This window comes from Bradyrhizobium sp. Ses1, assembly GCF_059512365.1.
This window is the reverse complement of record NZ_JCAMOQ010000050.1, coordinates 1-17,408: the sequence shown is the minus strand read 5'-3', so window position 1 is coordinate 17,408 and position 17,408 is coordinate 1. Positions and strand designations below refer to the sequence as shown.

18 protein-coding genes and 4 pseudogenes are annotated in these 17,408 nt (G+C 61.3%); 10 read left to right on the top strand and 12 right to left on the bottom strand.

What is annotated here, in order from left to right:
• Window positions 1-18 precede the first annotated feature (18 nt).
• Window positions 19-930: pseudogene (locus tag AC5ZG5_RS36490) on the bottom strand (AbiTii domain-containing protein).
• A 25-nt stretch (window positions 931-955) separates the two neighbouring features.
• Window positions 956-1,222 (bottom strand): hypothetical protein, encoded by a 267-nt coding sequence (locus tag AC5ZG5_RS36485; protein WP_456671254.1) that lies wholly within the window; start codon window positions 1,220-1,222, stop codon window positions 956-958.
• Between AC5ZG5_RS36485 and AC5ZG5_RS36480 the strand changes: the two genes are divergently transcribed.
• Window positions 1,221-1,409 carry a hypothetical protein gene (locus AC5ZG5_RS36480; protein WP_456671255.1) on the top strand — a complete coding sequence of 63 codons (189 nt, stop codon included), beginning with the start codon at window positions 1,221-1,223 and terminating at the stop codon, window positions 1,407-1,409. The genes AC5ZG5_RS36485 and AC5ZG5_RS36480 overlap by 2 nt on opposite strands.
• 174 nt (window positions 1,410-1,583) lie before the next feature.
• Here AC5ZG5_RS36480 and AC5ZG5_RS36475 read toward each other — a convergent pair whose 3' ends face one another.
• The 9 genes from AC5ZG5_RS36475 to AC5ZG5_RS36435 form a co-directional block, all read right to left on the bottom strand.
• Window positions 1,584-2,018 carry a hypothetical protein gene (locus AC5ZG5_RS36475; RefSeq protein ID WP_456645625.1) on the bottom strand — a complete coding sequence of 145 codons (435 nt, stop codon included), beginning with the start codon at window positions 2,016-2,018 and terminating at the stop codon, window positions 1,584-1,586.
• 26 nt (window positions 2,019-2,044) lie between these two features.
• Window positions 2,045-2,845, bottom strand: coding sequence for a P-type conjugative transfer protein VirB9 (gene virB9 / locus AC5ZG5_RS36470; RefSeq protein WP_456645626.1), 801 nt, complete (start codon window positions 2,843-2,845; stop codon window positions 2,045-2,047).
• Window positions 2,846-2,891: 46 nt separating this feature from the next.
• Window positions 2,892-3,563, bottom strand: a complete 672-nt coding sequence (locus AC5ZG5_RS36465) for a VirB8 family type IV secretion system protein (RefSeq protein WP_456645627.1) — start codon at window positions 3,561-3,563, stop codon at window positions 2,892-2,894.
• A gap of 605 nt (window positions 3,564-4,168) precedes the next feature.
• Window positions 4,169-4,372, bottom strand: coding sequence for a transposase (locus tag AC5ZG5_RS36460; RefSeq protein ID WP_456645641.1), 204 nt, complete (start codon window positions 4,370-4,372; stop codon window positions 4,169-4,171).
• A gap of 251 nt (window positions 4,373-4,623) precedes the next feature.
• On the bottom strand, window positions 4,624-5,910 hold the full coding sequence (locus AC5ZG5_RS36455) for a response regulator (protein ID WP_456645628.1): 1,287 nt from the start codon (window positions 5,908-5,910) through the stop codon (window positions 4,624-4,626).
• Window positions 5,861-6,559 (bottom strand): PAS domain S-box protein, encoded by a 699-nt coding sequence (locus AC5ZG5_RS36450; protein ID WP_456645629.1) that lies wholly within the window; start codon window positions 6,557-6,559, stop codon window positions 5,861-5,863. Before AC5ZG5_RS36450 ends, AC5ZG5_RS36455 begins: the two co-directional genes overlap by 50 nt.
• Window positions 6,560-6,609: 50 nt before the next feature.
• On the bottom strand, window positions 6,610-8,076 hold the full coding sequence (kaiC, locus tag AC5ZG5_RS36445; protein ID WP_456645630.1) for a circadian clock protein KaiC: 1,467 nt from the start codon (window positions 8,074-8,076) through the stop codon (window positions 6,610-6,612).
• Window positions 8,060-8,359, bottom strand: a complete 300-nt coding sequence (locus AC5ZG5_RS36440) for a circadian clock KaiB family protein (protein WP_456645631.1) — start codon at window positions 8,357-8,359, stop codon at window positions 8,060-8,062. The genes kaiC and AC5ZG5_RS36440 overlap by 17 nt, the downstream gene beginning before the upstream one ends.
• 160 nt (window positions 8,360-8,519) lie before the next feature.
• Complete coding sequence (locus tag AC5ZG5_RS36435) at window positions 8,520-9,179, bottom strand: helix-turn-helix transcriptional regulator (protein WP_456645632.1); 660 nt, start codon at window positions 9,177-9,179, stop codon at window positions 8,520-8,522.
• Window positions 9,180-9,426: 247 nt separating this feature from the next.
• Here AC5ZG5_RS36435 and AC5ZG5_RS36430 point away from each other — a divergent pair, with 247 nt between their 5' ends.
• Window positions 9,427-9,864 carry a hypothetical protein gene (locus tag AC5ZG5_RS36430; protein WP_456645633.1) on the top strand — a complete coding sequence of 146 codons (438 nt, stop codon included), beginning with the start codon at window positions 9,427-9,429 and terminating at the stop codon, window positions 9,862-9,864.
• A gap of 53 nt (window positions 9,865-9,917) precedes the next feature.
• Here the strand turns inward: AC5ZG5_RS36430 and AC5ZG5_RS36425 are convergent, their stop codons facing one another.
• The gene (locus tag AC5ZG5_RS36425; protein WP_496165503.1) at window positions 9,918-10,802 is read right to left on the bottom strand and encodes an alpha/beta fold hydrolase; all 885 of its coding nucleotides are present in this window, start codon (window positions 10,800-10,802) and stop codon (window positions 9,918-9,920) included.
• A 305-nt stretch (window positions 10,803-11,107) separates the two neighbouring features.
• Between AC5ZG5_RS36425 and AC5ZG5_RS36420 the strand changes: the two genes are divergently transcribed.
• From AC5ZG5_RS36420 to AC5ZG5_RS36385, 8 genes and pseudogenes are all read left to right on the top strand, one after another.
• Window positions 11,108-12,055, top strand: a complete 948-nt coding sequence (locus tag AC5ZG5_RS36420; protein ID WP_456645635.1) for a S1/P1 nuclease — start codon at window positions 11,108-11,110, stop codon at window positions 12,053-12,055.
• 313 nt (window positions 12,056-12,368) lie between these two features.
• Window positions 12,369-12,746 carry a hypothetical protein gene (locus tag AC5ZG5_RS36415; RefSeq protein WP_456645636.1) on the top strand — a complete coding sequence of 126 codons (378 nt, stop codon included), beginning with the start codon at window positions 12,369-12,371 and terminating at the stop codon, window positions 12,744-12,746.
• 297 nt (window positions 12,747-13,043) lie between these two features.
• Window positions 13,044-13,971, top strand: a pseudogene (gene trbB / locus AC5ZG5_RS36410) (P-type conjugative transfer ATPase TrbB).
• A 104-nt stretch (window positions 13,972-14,075) separates the two neighbouring features.
• Complete coding sequence (locus tag AC5ZG5_RS36405; protein WP_456645637.1) at window positions 14,076-14,303, top strand: TrbC/VirB2 family type IV secretion system protein; 228 nt, start codon at window positions 14,076-14,078, stop codon at window positions 14,301-14,303.
• Window positions 14,303-14,568 (top strand): annotated as a pseudogene (locus AC5ZG5_RS36400) (VirB3 family type IV secretion system protein). Before AC5ZG5_RS36405 ends, AC5ZG5_RS36400 begins: the two are co-directional and overlap by 1 nt.
• A 6-nt stretch (window positions 14,569-14,574) precedes the next feature.
• Window positions 14,575-15,933, top strand: a pseudogene (locus AC5ZG5_RS36395) (VirB4 family type IV secretion/conjugal transfer ATPase); the annotation flags it as partial.
• Between the two features lie 631 nt (window positions 15,934-16,564).
• Window positions 16,565-16,876 (top strand): DUF736 domain-containing protein, encoded by a 312-nt coding sequence (locus AC5ZG5_RS36390; protein ID WP_456645642.1) that lies wholly within the window; start codon window positions 16,565-16,567, stop codon window positions 16,874-16,876.
• A gap of 135 nt (window positions 16,877-17,011) precedes the next feature.
• Window positions 17,012-17,320: a type II toxin-antitoxin system RelB/DinJ family antitoxin gene (locus AC5ZG5_RS36385; protein WP_456645638.1), complete on the top strand. Its 309-nt coding sequence runs from the start codon at window positions 17,012-17,014 to the stop codon at window positions 17,318-17,320.
• The last annotated feature ends 88 nt before the right edge of the window (window positions 17,321-17,408 follow it).

Sequence of the window (17,408 nt, the reverse complement as noted above, 5' to 3'; positions counted from 1 at the left end):
ATCAGCGGCGCGCAGTTCTTACTTAAAACCGTAGTAGCGGAGCGCCGCTTCCTTCAGCAGATCGGTCGCTACAGCGGAGCCGATCTTCCAGACCCCGGAAGCCGCCTTTGGCGCGTTCTTCGCGATCCAGTCTAGGGCCTTCGGCCCGAGAGGCTTGTCCGCGTCCTGCGGCTTCTCCGACGAAACGATGTCGGTGATCTCCTTCGCCGCGTGATCCGGCAACCCCGCCTTTACAAGCTCACTGACCATCGAACCACTATCGCCGGCTGTGATTGCAAGGGTCACCTGAGCGCCGTCCGTTGCCGTGACGTGCGTGACGTTTCCATAAACCGTCTGATTGAAAATCTGCGTTACTTTCGCCGCGTCCTCTGGCGTCTTGTTCGCCGCGCGCTCCAAAGTGACCTCAACTGCAACCGGCATTCGCTTTTCGAGTTCTATCGTGAATTCGAGGATGCGAGAGCGCACGGCCTGCATGACCTCTCGCAGGGCGACCGGCGACATTTTGGCGCTGATCTCGTTGCATGCCCAATCCTCATAGACCTTGCCTTGTAAAAGGAGGATCAGGTTTGAGGTATTGATACCCAGCGTCTTCCCGCTGGCCGCCATCTCCTGGACGCTGGCTATACTTTCCCTGACCTTATACTGGGTCCAATTTTTCCCAGCGTGCTTCTCGATTAGATATGACGGAATTGGCGTGTTAGTGATGCCAGACCCCCAAGGGCCGGACCAACTACCAGTAAAGGATAGCCCGACTATTCGATATTCGGGAAGGTCTCCGTCCGGTGGGTATCCTTCCGCCTCGTATCTCACTCAATCCGCGAGCGGCTCGCTTCCAAGTCGCGAGGCCAAGAACCGCAGCTTCAGCAGGATCGTCCCCAGGTCCGGATTGTCCTGAAGGATAGCTCCTTGGATTTCGCGCAGTATGCTCATGTCGTCCCCCTAGCCAGGGGCTAGACTATTTCGGCGGCTGGCGCTCGCCAAGGTCGTAAAACCGCCTGTGGATTAGCGCTCCATAGCGCGCGATCTTGATCCAAGGCTCTCCCACCCCCGCGCGCTGCGCGAACACGCGTAGGCGACGCGCTACGCCGCGAGCGCGATGGTATCCGGTGATGCTGTAACGCGACGTTTGCAATATGCGCGGGATTGAAGGTATCCCTTCATTTGCGCGCAGATGGATGATGATCATGAGCCGTTCCAGAAAGAAAACGCCGATCGTCGGCATGACCACCGCCGAAAGCGACAAGCCATTCAAAGAGGCGGAACATAGACCCGAGCGGCGAGCCGTGCGATCCGCAATCAAGGCTGGCGAGCCTATTCCCGATGTGCGTGAATTCGGTGATCCGTGGGCCAGCGAGAAAGACGGAAAGCAATTTCTTGCCGATGCCGATGAGCGCCATCTGCGGAAATAGTGCCGGTTGTTCCGGCGGATTGCGGCCTATAATGAAAAGGGCCTCGCTTGCGGCGAGGCCCCTTCTATTTCCGGCGGTCGATCACCTTTTCCTCTGGAGCTGACATCTGGGCGAGGAGGTGATCTTTTTGCAGCGACGCCGCCGGCCGCCACCAAGGAGTTGCCCAGATATTTCTTACGTCCCCGCGATGCTCCGGGGCTTAAACGTAACGACATCTGCGCCGTCCGTGACGCGTTCCGGCAGTGCTGTGACGCGCAACGCGTCGATCACGCCGGCACCATTCATAAGAGCGGTCAGAACTTCAACCTCGCGACCCTTGGCCTCGGAGGCTGCGGTTGCAGGCGCGGCGGAGATCGTTGCAACCGGAATGGACGCCGTGGTGATTGGTGCGGCAGGCGTTTCCGCGGCGGGCTCGAACGCCGCGGCCTGACGGATCATAAGCTTGCGCGCGGACTCGCCGACCGGCTTATCGCTTTTCCAGGTTCCCCAGATGATCAGGAAGGCGAATGCGGTGAGCGCGAGCGCGCCGAAGCCGCGTTGAGCATCGCCGTTCGACCGCTGTCCCTCCTCCCACCGGAGTAATTCCGCGCTCGCCGGCAAGCGTCTCATTCTCCATCTCGGTCATGTGCGCCTGCCTATTGTGCATTAAGGGTTGCAGATGGCTTCTTCGCCCGCCGCTCGACCGAGGGACTTGTGGTGTTTGTGCCGGGATTGACGCCGACAGCGTCGAACGCTTCGTTGAAGATGCAGAGCACGGTCTCGCCCTTCCGCAGCCGAAACTCGCGGGCCGTGGCATGGACCACTACGAGCTCGCCACGGACATCCTTAGGGACAAGACTTTCAGAGCCGTCCGAGTTGATCAGGTAGATCGCCGGGATCTCGCGATTGCCAGCGAAGCGAAACGTGGTCTCCTTGCCGTCGTCGAACACGGCTTCGGGTTCGAGGCCGACCGAGCCCTGGGTCGAAAAACGCCAGTTGCGCGCGCCATAGGCATGATGCAGGTCAAACGTCTGATCGATCAGCGCGCCTTCCCGCTCGGCGCCGCGGGCAGCCGCATCGACGCGCCGACGCTCGATCTCGTCGCTGGGATAGGTAAAGCGGACGACGAAGTAGCTGTCCGCGAGCGTCGTCTCGGCGGTAGACAGCTCGAATTGATAGGAGCGCTTGCGTCCGTCGGGCCGGGTGGTGACAACCTGCAGATTGGTCGGCGGATGTTTTTCGCGCGGCTTGAGGAACAGGATCGAACCAGCCGGCGCGACTTCCCATGCGATCGCGTCACCAATCGCGACATGCGCGATTTCCTCGTCATCGGCAAACACGACCTGGGTCGAGGCGCGGACGACGCCGTTGAGGCGGACCACATTGGCTGGGTCATAGGTCACAGTACGTACGCGCGCATCGTGTTGCCCGGGCGCTGGCTGCTGCAGCGCCAGCACGGGCCCGGCGAATGCGAGAGCTGAGAGATCAGAAGCGAAAAACGTTTCATGGCACGACCTCCGGATCGGCGCGATACTCCGAAACCAGAAAGCCGAGCGGATTGATCAGGCGGTCTGCGGAGGACATTGGCGCGTTGGCGTAAGAGAATGTCAGGGTCGAGACCCAGTGGGTCACATGGGTTTCCTCGCCCTTGCGGCTCTCTTTCATGAACCGTACAGACGCGACGTTGTCGGCCAGGAGCGAGATCGCTTTGATCCGAACCGTGGCCACGCCAAAACGGCCCTGAACGACTTGCGGGCTTTCGGGATTGGAGCCACGGTACCATGCAACGAAGCGGGCCTGCTCGCCTTGCGCCGAAAGAAGCGAAATCGTCCGAATTTTTGTTTCAGCTTCTGGGTAGCTGTAACCTTCGCGCGCTCGGACATAGCGCCCGAGGAGATACTTGGTGACGGCTTCGTCGTAGCGTGCCGGCGTCGAATTGAGGGCCGAGATGGTGTCGACGATGCCGGTGGCATTGTCGACTCGAATGACGAACGGTTCGACCGTCTTCAGCGGCGCCAGCGCTGCGACCGCACCGACCGAGGCCACTGCCAAGGCGCAGGCGCCAGCGGCAACTACCCACGCTGTTCGCCGCGAGCGATGGGCGGACAGAAGCAGATCCTGTTCCCATCGCCGCGCATTGTCGAAGTAGCTCTTCAGGTCATCATGCCCGACCATTTCACGCCTCCTTGCCGCAGGAGCGATAAGAGGCCGCCAGGTGCCAGCGGGCCGAGGCGGCGCGATGGGGCGAAGGTGCCGGCGAGCCGCCCTCTCCCTTCCGGATGAGGGGCTCGGACGGCGAAGCTTGCGGCTCCGGTGCCGCCGGCGGCGCCCCGGACTCCCAATCCCACAGCGAGCGATTGAGCGGCCGCCGAGCTAGTCCATCACAGGACGGCGGCCCCTTTGACCAGTTCGCGCAGCCGCCAAGCTGCCAAGCGATGACGCAAATGATCGATAGTCGACGCCACATCGTTCTGATGCCCTGCTCTGCCCCAGTCGCCCGATTCTGGCGATCTCTTGCGCTCTCAAGCACGCGAGTCGTTTTGCCCATTCCGCCTGCTCGACAAGCGTGGTCTGAATTAGAAGGTCAGAGTCGGCTGTACTGATGACCTGTCTGTTTTGGCAGGGCTCAAGAAGTCTCGGACTCAGCAGGTCGCGTTGAAATCGCCTGAGTGGGGCTTGAGGCAAGCAATCGGTGCAATAAGCACGCCATGACGTCGAATAGGGCTGCAAATGATTCTCATCTTCGGACCAGCGGCACCGCCGCGCCGCTGTCCACCACGTCAAGCCCTTCGACTTGCGCATGCACACCGTCTATGAGGACAGTTCGCCCAACACGCCTCATTCCGCAAGGCGGCCATTACCGGACGACATGAAATCCGCCCCCAGACTCCCGGCTCGGTCCAGCGCCAGAACCGAATGTGGACGGTGAACCAGTTGCCGTACGCCTCCGGCAGATCGCGCCATCGCGAGCCTGTGCGCGCAATTCAAAAGCCCGCCTCGACAAAAAGGCCGGTTGCGCGCCATTACTGCCAGGCCACCGGCCTTACCCGCTAGTTCCGGCGCAATGCGCTCCCACTGGGCAGCGCTCAACACCAATCGAATAGGCTGGTCTCCATTTTCAGCCTTTAATCGAGCGCCAGCTATCCCCGATGGAAATGCTGCAATCGCGAGCTGGGCAATTTAGTCCTACTCGCGACCGCCATTCATTGCATGAAAGTTTTAGTTTTCTAACGCATCAGCTCGACTTAGTCGCGTCACGGCTTGCAAATAGGGGCCTGCGCAAGCCAATTCCATATTTCCGGAGTATGTTGGTAAGCTCGTTCGCATCGAACGGCTTGGTTAGGATGTCCAGACACGCGTCCTCTGCGAAGCGCGCACGGACATCGTCCTTGGCATATCCGGTCGTCAAAATGACTGGCAGGTTCGGACGCAAGGCTCTGAACGCGGGCACCAATTCGTCGCCGGGTCGGTCGGGCAGCCCGAGATCGACGACCGCTGCCACAAGATGCTCGCTGCTGCTTTGAAACTTGGCGAGAGCCTCTTTGAAGCTGGCGGCGGTCTCTGCCTGAAGACCGTGCTCGGCGAGTCCATCGACCAGGAAATCTTGCAGCAGCAATTCGTCCTCGACGACGAGAATTCGGCCTGCGGCGTGTTCCCCTCCCACAACGTCTCGATCCAGCGCCTTGCGCACGCGGGTTGCGAGCGCGGTAAAGGTAAAGGGCTTGATCAGGAGGTCGACGTCGGGGGCAAGCCGCCCCTCCTGAATCAGGGAACTGTCAGCGTAGGCGGACGTGACCAACACCCGTAACGACGGACGAATCCGTCGCGCTTGCTCCGCCAGGTTTTTTCCATCGATGCCGCCCGGCAGGCCCAGATCGGTAAAAAGCAAATCGATATCAGGCTGGTCTTGAAGGACTGCCAGCGCGGACTTGGCGTCAGCGGCGTCGAACACGGTATACCCAAGCTCTCTCAGGCTGTTTACAACATACTGGCGGACGCCCTTGTCGTCTTCGACAACGAGGATCGTTTCCGTAGTTCTCGCTGCCGGAACAGGCGCGACACTCTGCGATTGAACGGATTGCGGTTCGGCCGCGTCGATGCGGGCGGTGGCCTTCGGCAAATAGATGCCGACCGTCGTCCCGACGTCGGGCTGGCTACGTACTTTGACGTAACCGCCACTCTGCTTGGCGAAGCCGTAGACTTGGCTCAGGCCGAGGCCGGTTCCGCGCCCATCGGTCTTGGTGGTGAAGAACGGCTCGAATACGTGACGGAGCACCTCAGGTGTCATGCCGCTGCCGGAGTCGGTGATCGAAATCAGCACATGAGGCCCTGCCTTGGCCGCGCCTTCCGTCGCCTCGGGATCCAGGCCGAGTTCAATATTTGCTGTCTCGATAATAAGCTCGCCACCGGAGGGCATGGCATCTCGCGCATTGACCGCGAGGTTGAGGATCGCCGCCTCCAGCTCGGTTGGGTCAGCTTCGACCGTGCCAGAGATCCGTGGCGATCCTGGCTCGAACAACAATTCTTTCTCCGAGAGTACGCTGAAGCAGATCGGTCATTCTCCGGATGACGGCGTCGAGTTCAAGGCGACGGGACTCCAACGGTTTGCGTCGCGCGAATGCCAATAGCCGCTCGGTGAGAACAGCGGCCTGTTGAGCGCCGCGCGTGGCATTCTCCAGAGCGCGCGTCGCGGTGGGATCGAGATTGGCGAATCGCCGTTGCACGCTTTCGAGATTGCCCAGAACCACTGTGAGCAGGTTGTTGAAATCATGGGCGATGCCGGCCGTCAGCCGGCCGATTGCCTCCATCTTCACGGAGTGCCGCAGTCGCTCCTCCAGCGCTCTGCGTGCGGAAATATCGCGGAGGCTGGCGAGACGGGCAGGCCGCCGATCCCAGCTCGTCTCCACGACGCGGATTTCGGCATCGACTTGTCCGTCCCCGGGCTTGTGAATGGTGATCTCGGTCGTATCGTCGGTGACGAAGGGTATTCCAATTGGCGAACCGATCAGAGATCCCGACGACCGGCCGAAGATCTGCTCGGCCGCCGGATTCGCGAACAACACCGTGCCGCTCTCGTCGACGACGATGATGCCGTCGGCGTTCTTCTCGATGAGAAATCTGATCTCGGTCTGGTCAATGCCGGAGCCGCTGGAAGCACTAGTCATATTCATCGTGCATGCCTTGATGTGGCCTGTCTTGACTTGGCCTCGCTCGAGCGCTCCTACTCCTTGAACACATTCGGCGCCGTCTCGCATGCCCCGCCGAGATGCATGCCGGCCCCGTCGATGGTAAACCGGCGGATCTCCTTGGCGTGCTCGCTGCCGCGCATCTTGAGCACCATGAGACCCCGGTTCATGGTCTCCTGCTCCTGGATGTAACGCAGCAGGATGATCGAATCGGTCAAGGTCGAGATATGCTGCTCGCTGACGCTTTCACCGCCGATGAGAGACTTGCTGGTTGCGGTGCAGAGTCCCGCTATTTCACGCTTCTTGATGAAGGAGGTCAGGCTGATCAGGAATTCGCGGAAGCCGCTGTCAGGAGCAATGCGCTCCAGCGCCGAGAGGCTGTCCACCGCGATTCGATTGGGCTGGAATTCATCGACCAGGCTCTGAATTGTGAGCAGGTGATCGGGCAAGCCCTGGGCCTCTGGATAAAGGCAGATGATCTTGAGCTTGCCCTCCGCTTCCATCTGAGCAAAGTCTGTGCCCCAGCCGCTCGCGTTTCGAAATAATTGACCCTTGCTTTCCTCGTAACCGAAGAGAATCGCCTTTTCGCCCGATGCCACCCCGCCCGCGAGAAAGTTGGTGACCAGGAGGGTCTTGCCCGTGCCGGTGGCGCCGCTCACCAGCGTGACACTGTCGCGGAACAATCCGCCGCCGCACATCTCGTCAATGGCGGGATTTCCGCTGGTGACGCGCATCGTGCTCGACTGCTGTTCGAGGCGGAGCGAGGATAGGGGGACGGCGACCACCCCCTTGCTCGCGAGCAGCGTGAACGGCGCCTCACCCTCGGCGTGATGACTGCCGCGCATTTTGAGGACCTCGATCGTTCGCCGCCGTTTTTCCCGGTGAAGCACGTTGCGCAGGATCACGACGTTGTCGGCGACGAATTCCTCCAGCCGGTGTCGCGTGATCTCTCCGTACTCGCTGTTGCGTTCCGCCGTCATCAGCACGGTGAGTCCCTCCTTCTTCAGCGCGCTGCTGATATGAAACAGCTCGCGGCGCAAGATCTTGGGATCGCCAATGAAGTGGTCAAACAGCTGCGTGAGCGAGTCCAGCACGACGCGCTTGCCCTGGACGCCCCTCACCGCATGCTGGATCCGCGAAAGCAGGCCGGTGAGGTCGAAATCTCCGATCACCAGTTCATCATTGGCCGGAGGGCTTGCATCGACGAACGCCAATCGGCCTTCCCTGCGCCACCGACCGAGCTCCCACCCGAATCCGCGCATATTGGCCTCGATGTCGGCAGGCGGCTCCTCGAACGTCACCAGCACGCCGTTTTCGCCGAAGGTCGTGATTCCGTGCGCCAGAAACTGCGTTGCGAAAACCGTCTTCCCGCTTCCGGGCGTGCCGCCAACAACGGTTGTGCGGGCCCGCGGAAGCCCACCCATAACGAGATCGTCGAAGGCCTCGACGCCGGTTTTGACCCGCTCCAACACATCCGGAACGTCGCTATCCTGTGCGGTCATGCAGGTCTCCCGCTATCTCGATCCCCAGAAATTCAAGAACCCGCTTGGCATCGCTGAGATCGCCGACGATGCGCCGTGGACGAATGGAGTGTTCGTAGGACAGTGTCGGTGTGGCGATGACCCCGGCCTTCTCCGCGAGATCGGGCTTGCTCAGCACGTCAATGATCTCGACGCTCCAGCCTTCGGCCTCAATGAGCCCCAATATGCGTTGAAGATTTTGCTCGGCTCGACGAGAGCTGGCCGAATTCCCGGCAACGTAAAGACGGAGCACGAGTTCGGCCACAGAGGTGCCTTGTCATCGTTGGATGGTGCGCGATGCCTGAGAGCACAATAACGCCCGAGGCTGCCGAAAAGACGGAGCCTCGGGCGAACGAGCTGACGGGCCGGCGCAGAAAACAACGCGCGTGGTTCCCGCGCAAGGGAGCGAAAACTACTAGTAGGTTTCATCCTTGCGCCGAGCCGTCCGAGGGGTGCCTCTGTTGCTTGAGGTCCAGGCTCGCCTTGCTCGTGATGGCTCGCTCCCGGGCCCAGATGATCGCGGCGCTGCGACGGTTGACACCGATCTTTCGATACAGCGAGGCGATGTGATTACGCACGGTGTTTTCCGAGAGGTTGAGTTTCTTGCTCATCTCGAAATCGCTGTGGCCTTCGCATATGAGCCCGAGAACCTCTCGCTCGCGGTGGGTGAGGAAATCAACATCCAGAGACGGTCTGGCCGGCTCGGAGACCTCTGCCTTGGCCCCTTGGCGAAGTCCCTTTAGTCTGCCGACGATGCTGCGGGTGGTATCGGCGAGCACCGATTCAATGACCGAGACCAGATCGTGATCCGGTGTCTTTGTTTCCTGAATCACGGAGACCGTTGTTTGCTCATGGCCAAGCGTCACCGGCACGGCTGAAACGAAACAGTCGATTGCAGGCGCCTCGCCCTTTTGGATCGGCAGCGCTAGATCCTTCAGGCCGCCGTCCAAGCGGCGGCGCGTGCCTTCGTCGATCCAGACGATCTGTCCGTCGGGATCGACAAAGATTACGCCGCCGCCGAGGGCAGATGCGACCCGCTCCCGCGGGTCGTTCTCACGTGCAACATCGCTCGCAGCCTGGTCCATTGCTGTCCCCCGCTATTGGTGGATGTATCGATTTGCTTGGATCGTCAGAACAACGCGGGCCAGGGAAGTTGGTTCCTGGCTACTAAGTAGCTAGTTCAAAAGCACTATTCTGAAGCCGCGGTAAGCCGAAGCGCCGACACGAGGCTTCGCGGGTCGGCAAGCGAAGCGCGGCCCGGTCACGCTGCAGGCGGGACGTGCCCTCTCGCTCAAGGAGTGGAGGCCAGTTGCGCTGCGGCTCGCCGTCGTCTTGGCCTCTGCACGCGGCGGCGGGCTCGTCCTGCGCCGCGGCCGCAGCGCTCTGACCGTTTCATGGATGAGTGGCTGGCCGGTGCGAACGCGCTTCTCGACCTGGACCCGCGAACTCGTTGAACCGCGCCGCACCTCTTGCGCCGGCGGCCCGCAGTTTCCTGTCGGCGAATTCTGGTGCGACCGCAAGATGGTAGCGCGCATGCAGCGCCACGGTTTCATTGACGTATCGGAGTTCTCGCTCAAGACAATGAAGCTGACGGCTCATACACGCGAGCCGCCCTTCAATCGACGTCTGCTCATTATGAGCACTGCCGCCTCCAAGAAACTGCCTCACGGCGAGAGCGGCAATATCCGCTTCGGTCGTGCCGTACTCCGCGGCGGCCGCGGAAAGACATGCGGCGAGGCCGTCATCGAGATAGATGCACTGATCTTGTGACATGATGGTGCTGGATAGGCCAAATGCGTCGCTCCGGGACACAGACCCTCTGACTATTTGGGACGCAACGGAATGATGGTCGCGTCGCCCCTGTCCTGACCGAGACCCGCGACGGCATCGGTGTGCGATCTCTGGTTTAGGCAGCGCGTTCCTGTCTGCTCTGTGCGTGATGTGGGATAGGATCGGCGCCACGTATTTCGTTCGACAGCGCTCAAGAATGCGTCGACCTGGGCATTGAATACCGCCGGCTCTTCGAGGTTGATGCCATGCCCCGTGTTTGGCACGACCGAAAGACCGGCATTGAGGAGCATGGATTTCAGCATCAGGTTTGCCTCAAGACATGGCGTGTCTTCATCTCCGACCAGCAGGAGAACAGGTGTCGCCATTTTCGAGAATGCGTCCCGCAATTCATGGAGTGGCGGTCGCATCGCCTGGCATCGGACAAGCGTATTGGCCATACCTCGCGCGAGCTGCTCCTGCAATTGATCGATGAATTGCTGCCAGCGTTTCGGGTCTTTGTATTTGAGCTGCACTCGGATCGCGCTTTTTGCCATTTGCTCGGCGATGCTCCGCAAGCCTCGCTCCACGAAGCCTCGCGCCAGAATCTCGGTCTCTCGCAGCCAGGTCCCGCGCTGCGAGGGAAGTGAACCAGAGCCTGCCGCCGCGCCGACGATGGCGCTGACGCAACCCTGATATTTCAGCCCGTAATGCAGCGCCGTATATGCGCCCATGCTTTGGCCGACAATATGGGCACGGCTCAGATCGAGCTCCTGCATCAGCGATGCGAGGTCCTCGACCGCCCGCTCCCAACCATAGGCGGCGGGATCATCCGGGACATCGCTCGGCGGATAACCGCGGGCATTGTAGGCGATGCAGCGAGGCCCGCGAAAAGTGGCGAACCTGATCCTCCCACAGACGCAGATCTGCCCCGAATTCATGCAAGAAGATGATTGGATAACCGACGCCGTGGTCCTCAAAATAGAGCCTTGTCCCCGATACATCGATGTATGGCATCGCGTTGTCCTCAGCCAGAAGCGTTCGCCGTTAACAAAGTGCCGCCAATCGAAAAATAGCAACCCCTATTCCGCCTTGATCGTGTTTTGGCGCAAGACAGCGTGTACTGACCGGGGGCATGATTTTTTGTCACCAGTTTCTTTGAATCGGGACGTCATCGTTATGACAGGAAGACAGCGTTTGATATGGTCACGCTTCGCGTCCCATTCTCGCAACCGGGATTTCAAAGATGCGCTACGCGACCGCGATCGGAGTTTTGGTCACCTGCCTGAACATGGTGGCGTCACTTGCATTCGCCTGGTGGGACGAAGGCCACATGCAGATTGCCTATGTCGCCTACAAGCACCTCGATGACACCGTGAAAGACAAGGCTGATGCGCTGCTCAAGCTGAACAAGGATTACGCCAAGTGGACCGCAGGCACTCCTGACGAGAAGACCGCCAAGCTCTATGCCTTTGTCCATGCGGCAACCTGGGCCGATGACATCAAGACCAAGGAATATGGATACACACGCGACAACGTCCATAGCCCCACGGCAGGGCAAAACATCGGCTATGCCGATCACAATCAGCACGCCCATTGGCATTTCATGGATGTGAAGTTTTCGCCCGATGGAACGACCCTGCCCGCCTCGGACCCAGTCGACCTTGTCACGCAGCTCAAGCTCATGATCGCAGCCCTGCCCGCCACATCCGGCGCGTCCGACGACGTGCGCTCGTATGATCTTGCGTGGATCCTTCACCTCGTTGGCGACGCCCACCAACCGCTCCATGCGGTAGGCCGGTTCACAAAACAGATTCCGAACGGAGATGCCGGCGGCAACGCCGAACCCGTGATCCCGGCTACGGGCGAGACGCTTGCCCTCCATGCTTATTGGGATCGCATATTTGGCGGGTATTCCTCGCTCTATGGCGCCGTGTTCGATGCAGACGATAAGGATGGACTTGCGAGCCACGGCGTCAGCTACGGTGCTGCGAAGATCTCCGATCCAGAGGCTTGGGTCCAGGAGAGCGCGGAACTCGCCAAACAGTTCGCTTATGCAGCCCCGATCAGTCTCGGCAAGAACGCCGTGCAGCTCACACGCGACTACGAGACGAATGCGCGTAATATCGCTCGTAGCCAGGCCGCATTGGCAGCCGCCCGTCTGGCCAACCTCCTGAATGCGGCGTTAAAATAGAATTGGGATCGCCGGCGCGAGCTGGCGATCCGAACCATTGATACGTCCTGTCTTGTTCGGCTCTCGGGCTAAAGCTCGTTGATGAAGGGAACGCACATAAGAAAGTGGATTGTCGCAGTGCTCGCTGCCGTTATCTCGGCAGTTGGCATAAGCGTCGGATGTTTTGCCGAGACGGCTTTCGGCGCCACCGCCGCGACCTTCGTTCAGCTCACTCCCACGGCGGGATCGCCTATCTTCTTCGATCCGGCGCGGATCACGGCCGTTGTCGCGCTCCCCACCTATGACGCACGCATTTCAGTCAGTTGCGCCACAAGTGTCATCTGAGATTTTCTTTCCCGTTTCGGCCGAAGTGACATCGGACACGGAGACAGGCAAGCCGCCGGTGACACTGGTTCTGGGGATCTTCGCCAATCTGATGCCCGTGGAGGAAGAGCGTCGACGACATCGTCAAACTTGCCGGGAGCGACCAGTTGATTCAGGTAACATTGCTGTCCGGGGCGAAGGCATGGATGAAAGCCAGTCCCATCGGCTGGGTCATATGCATCAATATCCGGGCGAGGCGAATTCAAGGGCGGGCAGCTATATCGGTTTGGGCTTGCAGCCAGGACGTCCCATGGCCGTCAAGGAAGATGCCGACACAGTCCGTCAGTTGATCGAAGCGGCTCGCCGCAAGGCTCACGCGGCGCAATAGTCTTGGATTCGAAACCCAAAAATTGCTCGATCTGTAGAGGCAATCAGCTTGCCTCAACAGATTTGCGGCTTGCGATATCCCCACAGTCCATTGATGCGAAGTCTCCGCTCGGTGCGATCGCGCCAATCGCAAGTATCTCTACGCCAATCTACGACGACCATGATTGGCTTGTTGCTACCCTCCCGATGATGCCTTTTCTATTCGTCCCCGACGTTCGGCGCGATCGCGCCGGTCATTTTGGGGGGCGCGATGGCCCCGATAGGACAATGCGACAACTCCGCCTCGCGCGGTGCGCGGATGCTGCGTACCGCGCTTGGCCCAGCTATCGCGACGTTCCTGCAGGATGCCTCCGTCGTCGAGGTGATGCTCAATCCTGACGGCCGGCTCTGGATCGACCGTCTCAAGGGAGGGCTGGAGGACACCGGCGAACGGCTGTCGCCCGCCGACGGCGAGCGCATTGTCCGCCTTGTCGCGCACCACGTCGGAGCTGAGGTGCATCCTGCCTCCCCACGCGTGTCGGCCGAACTGCCGGAGACAGGGGAGCGCTTCGAAGGATTGATCCCGCCGGTCGTGGCCGCTGCGACCTTTGCCATTGGGAAACCGGCGATCGCCGTCTTCACGCTCGATGATTACGTTACGTCCGGCATCATGCAGCCGGACCAGGCCGAGTTGCTGCGGCAAGCCGTTCAAGCCCGCCGCAACGTGCTGGTCGCCGGCGGCACCTCGACCGGCAAGACCACGCTCGTCAACGCGCTGCTCGCCGAAATCGCCAAAACCTCGGACCGGGTCATTCTGATCGAGGATACCCGCGAACTGCAAGCGCCGCGCCGAACCTCGTGGCGCTGCGGACGAAAGATGGCGTCGCTCGCTCTTGGACCTTGTCCGTTCGTCGCTGCGGCTCCGCCCGGATCGCATTCCGGTCGGCGAGGTGCGCGGCAGCGAAGCGTTGGAGTTGCTCAAGGCGTGGGGCACCGGCCACCCCGGCGGCATCGGCACCATTCACGCGGGAAGCGCGATCGGCGCGCTGCGGCGGCTGGAGCAACTGGTCCAGGAAGCCGTCACTACAGTGCCGCGCGCGCTGATCGCCGAGACGGTCAACGTTATCGTTGTGCTCGCCGGCCGCGGCAGCGAGCGCCGGGTGGCCGAACTCGCAATCATCGAGGCCCTGGCCCCGACCGGCGACTACGCCCTCACTTCCCATCATCCCGAACATTCAAGTGACTGACATGACCAGATTTCGGCGTCCGCCAGGACTTATTTCGACAACCACGGTGGCCGGTCTCATACTTGCGGCCAGCACCGCCCTTTGCCTTTGCTGCCGGTTCCAACATGCCGTGGGAACAGCCGCTCAATCAGATCCTTCAGTCGGTCGAAGGCCCCGTCAGCAAGATCATCGCGGTGATCATCATTATCACCACCGGCCTGACGCTGGCGTTCGGCGACACCTCGGGCGGCTTTCGCAGGCTGATCCAGATTGTGTTCGGGTTGTCCATCGCGTTCGCAGCAAGCTCCTTCTTCCTGAGCTTCTTCTCGTTTGGTGGCGGGGCGGTGATCTGATGACCACGCTCAACGAACCCGGCGCCGGCTTCTTCGCGACCGTGCATCGCTCGCTGTCCGAGCCGGTTTTGCTGGCGGGCGCACCGCGGACGGTGGCTATCGCCAACGGCACACTCGCCGCTGCGATCGGCCTCGGCCTGCGGCTCTGGATCCCCGGCATTCTCTTGTGGGCGCTTGGTCACGCAGCCGCGGTCTGGGCCGCCATGCCCAATTCGTCGATGTCGTGCGGCGTCACTTGCGCTATCCGGCGTATTTCGGGGTGTGAGCAGCCATGATGAACCTCGCTGAATACCGCACCCGCCCCTCGCTGCTGGCCGACTACCTGCCCTGGGCCGCGCTGGTCGCGCCGGGCACAGTCCTCAACAAGGACGGCAGCTTCCAGCGCACGGCGCGTTTTCGTGGCCCCGATCTCGACAGCGCGACGACGGCGGAACTCGTCGGCACCACGGCACGCCTCAAAAACGCACTGCGCCGGCTCGGCTCCGGCTGGGCGATCTTTGTCGAGGCGCAGCGCAACGCCGCCAACACCTATCCAAAAAGCGATTTCCCCGATCCGGTCTCCCGGCTGGTTGAGCTCGAGCGCAGGGCGAAGTTCGAGCAGGACGCCGCGCATTTCGAGAGCGCGTATTTCCTCACCCTGTGCTGGCTGCCGCCGGCGGAGGATGCGGCGCGCGCCGAGGCCTGGCTCTACGAGGGACGCGCGCAAGGCGGCGTCGATCCACGTGAGATCCTGCGCACCTTCGTCGATCGCACGGGTCGCGTCCTGCAATTGATCGAGGGGTTCGTACCGGAAGCGGCTTGGCTCTCCGACAGCGAGACGCTGACCTACCTGCATTCCTGCATCTCGACCAAGCGTCAGCGCGTGCGCATTCCAGAAATGCCGATGCATCTCGACGCGGTCCTGGCCGACCAACCGCTCGTCGGCGGCCTCGACCCACGGCTTGGCGAGCAGCATCTGCGCACGCTGAGCGTGATCGGATTTCCGACCGTCACCTTTCCCGGCGTGCTGGATGAACTGAACCAGCTCGCCTTTGCGTACCGGTGGTCGACGCGGGCGATCATGCTCGACAAACTAGAGGCGACAAAGCTCCTCACCAAGATTCGCCGGCAGTGGTTCGCCAAGCGCAAATCCGTCGCGACGATTCTGAAGGAGGTGGTGACCAACGAAGCCTCGACGTTGCTCGACACGGATACCGCCAACAAGGCGGCCGATGCGGTCGCCGCACTGCAAGAGCTGGGCAGCGACATGATCGGAGAAGCCTACGTCACCGCGACGCTCGCCGTCTGGGATAGCGATCCGCGCATCGCTGACGAGAAGCTCCGCTTGGTCGAGAAGACGATCCAGGGCCGCGATTTCACCTGCATCCATGAGACCGTCAACGCGATCGAAGCGTGGCTCGGGTCACTGCCCGGCCAGATCTAGGCCAACGTGCGGCAACCACCGGTCTCGACCCTCAGCCTTGCCCACATCGTTCCGCTGTCGGCGGTGTGGGCCGGGCCTGAACGGGACGAGCATCTCGGCGCGCCCCCCTTGTTCTTCGCCAAGACGGAGGGCTCGACCCCGTTCAGGCTCTCGATTCATGTCGGCGATGTCGGCCACACCATGATCGTGGCGCCGGCGCTTGCCGGCCCCTGGCTATCCGGTGGTTCAGCTCAGAAGATGCGGCCTCTTGTTGGCCGCTCGAGGGCCAGCGTCCCTTCCTTCCTCGTGCTGCGCAAACCTGATTTTGGCCTTGCGTGCCGTCCTTTAGGAGGACGACGTTCTGACTTTGCACGGGTCGTCGCTGTGCCGAGTAAATCTCGCTCGCGGCCTGCGGATTCACTTTCGGGCCGCGTGGCTCTCTTGACGGCAGAGCAGCACGCCTACCTTCCCGTTTCGGGCATCGACCCGGACGCCCGAGCAGTTGAAAAATGTGTGCCGCGAGCGGTGATCGGGTTCTTTTGTCGCTCAAGTTTCGATGGTCGACATTGTCGTGTTCCTCGGCCGTTTCTTCTGGCACACCCACGTCGTCCTCGATTGGCATGTCTGAGCGAAGGGCGCCGTCGCTTAAGCGCCGCCTCGCTCTTATCCGCGCAACAGCCGGTTACGACTTTCTTCCCCTGGCCGCTGCGCGTCCATTCCTCGCGCAAGCCAAGAAAGTCGTGCCCTGGCTGCCCTCTACTGCGTGCCGGCGCCTTCGGGGTGCGGGTCGATCGCCTCCGGTCTGTCGCCAGCCATCGAGGCCGCGATGGGCGGCCCGGGAAACTGAAAGGACAGGACAATGGCGACCATCGGCACCTTCACCTCGACCGGCAACGGCTTCACCGGCACGGTTCGCACCCTCGCTCTCAATGCCAAAGCCAAGCTGGTTCGGGTCGAGAACCCCTCCGACAAGGGACCGCATTTCCGCATCTTCGCCGGCAATGTCGAGTTGGGGGCGGCTTGGCAGAAGACCGCCAGGGACACCGAGCGCGATTACCTCTCGGTCAAGCCGGACGATCCGAGCTTCCCGGCTCCGATCTATGCCACCCTGATCGAGGTCGAGGGCCAGGACGGCCTCCAGCTCATCTGGTCCCGGCCGAAGCGGGATTGAGGGCCCACGGCAACGGCCCCGCCGAAAGGCGGGGCCATTTGCCCGCTGTCACAGCCTCGGGTCACGGGGCCGTGATAGCCTCTGGTGCATGTCATTCAAATGTATTACACTCAGCTGCGAATAAGGGAGATCGTTATGGCTTCGAATGCCCTCGTCCAAACCCGCATCGATGCGGACGTGAAGGAAAAGGCCACTGCGGTTCTGGAAAACATGGGTCTCACGGTATCCGATGCCGTGCGGATCCTGCTGACCCGCACGGCCAATGAAGGGATGCTTCCGCTGGAACTCGTGAGCAACAGCCAAGCTTACGATACCTGGTTTCGTGAGAAGGTGCGCCAGGTGTTGGCCGACACGCGGCCTGATATCGATGATTGCGAGGTCGAAGCGCATTTCGCACAACGCCGTGCCGCTGCGCTTCGAAAGGCACCGGAGCAGGAACGGTGAAACTAGATCGTGATGAAGTTAGGTTCGTGCATATCCTGAGTTTGCCAAGTAGCTTGCGCATTCTTTGGGCGTGAAGAGCTGCAGAACC

Bases quoted from the DNA above. Each gene is read 5' to 3' on its own strand.
- AC5ZG5_RS36480 (WP_456671255.1), top strand. From the start codon at position 1,221: ATGACCACCGCCGAAAGCGACAAGCCATTCAAAGAGGCGGAACATAGA.
- AC5ZG5_RS36485 (WP_456671254.1), bottom strand. From the start codon at position 1,222: ATGCCGACGATCGGCGTTTTCTTTCTGGAACGGCTCATGATCATCATC.
- AC5ZG5_RS36475 (WP_456645625.1), bottom strand. From the start codon at position 2,018: ATGAGACGCTTGCCGGCGAGCGCGGAATTACTCCGGTGGGAGGAGGGA.
- AC5ZG5_RS36465 (WP_456645627.1), bottom strand. From the start codon at position 3,563: ATGGTCGGGCATGATGACCTGAAGAGCTACTTCGACAATGCGCGGCGA.
- AC5ZG5_RS36450 (WP_456645629.1), bottom strand. From the start codon at position 6,559: ATGAATATGACTAGTGCTTCCAGCGGCTCCGGCATTGACCAGACCGAG.
- kaiC (WP_456645630.1), bottom strand. From the start codon at position 8,076: ATGACCGCACAGGATAGCGACGTTCCGGATGTGTTGGAGCGGGTCAAA.
- AC5ZG5_RS36435 (WP_456645632.1), bottom strand. From the start codon at position 9,179: ATGGACCAGGCTGCGAGCGATGTTGCACGTGAGAACGACCCGCGGGAG.
- AC5ZG5_RS36425 (WP_496165503.1), bottom strand. From the start codon at position 10,802: ATGAATTCGGGGCAGATCTGCGTCTGTGGGAGGATCAGGTTCGCCACT.
- AC5ZG5_RS36420 (WP_456645635.1), top strand. From the start codon at position 11,108: ATGCGCTACGCGACCGCGATCGGAGTTTTGGTCACCTGCCTGAACATG.
- AC5ZG5_RS36405 (WP_456645637.1), top strand. From the start codon at position 14,076: ATGCCGTGGGAACAGCCGCTCAATCAGATCCTTCAGTCGGTCGAAGGC.
- AC5ZG5_RS36390 (WP_456645642.1), top strand. From the start codon at position 16,565: ATGGCGACCATCGGCACCTTCACCTCGACCGGCAACGGCTTCACCGGC.
- AC5ZG5_RS36385 (WP_456645638.1), top strand. From the start codon at position 17,012: ATGGCTTCGAATGCCCTCGTCCAAACCCGCATCGATGCGGACGTGAAG.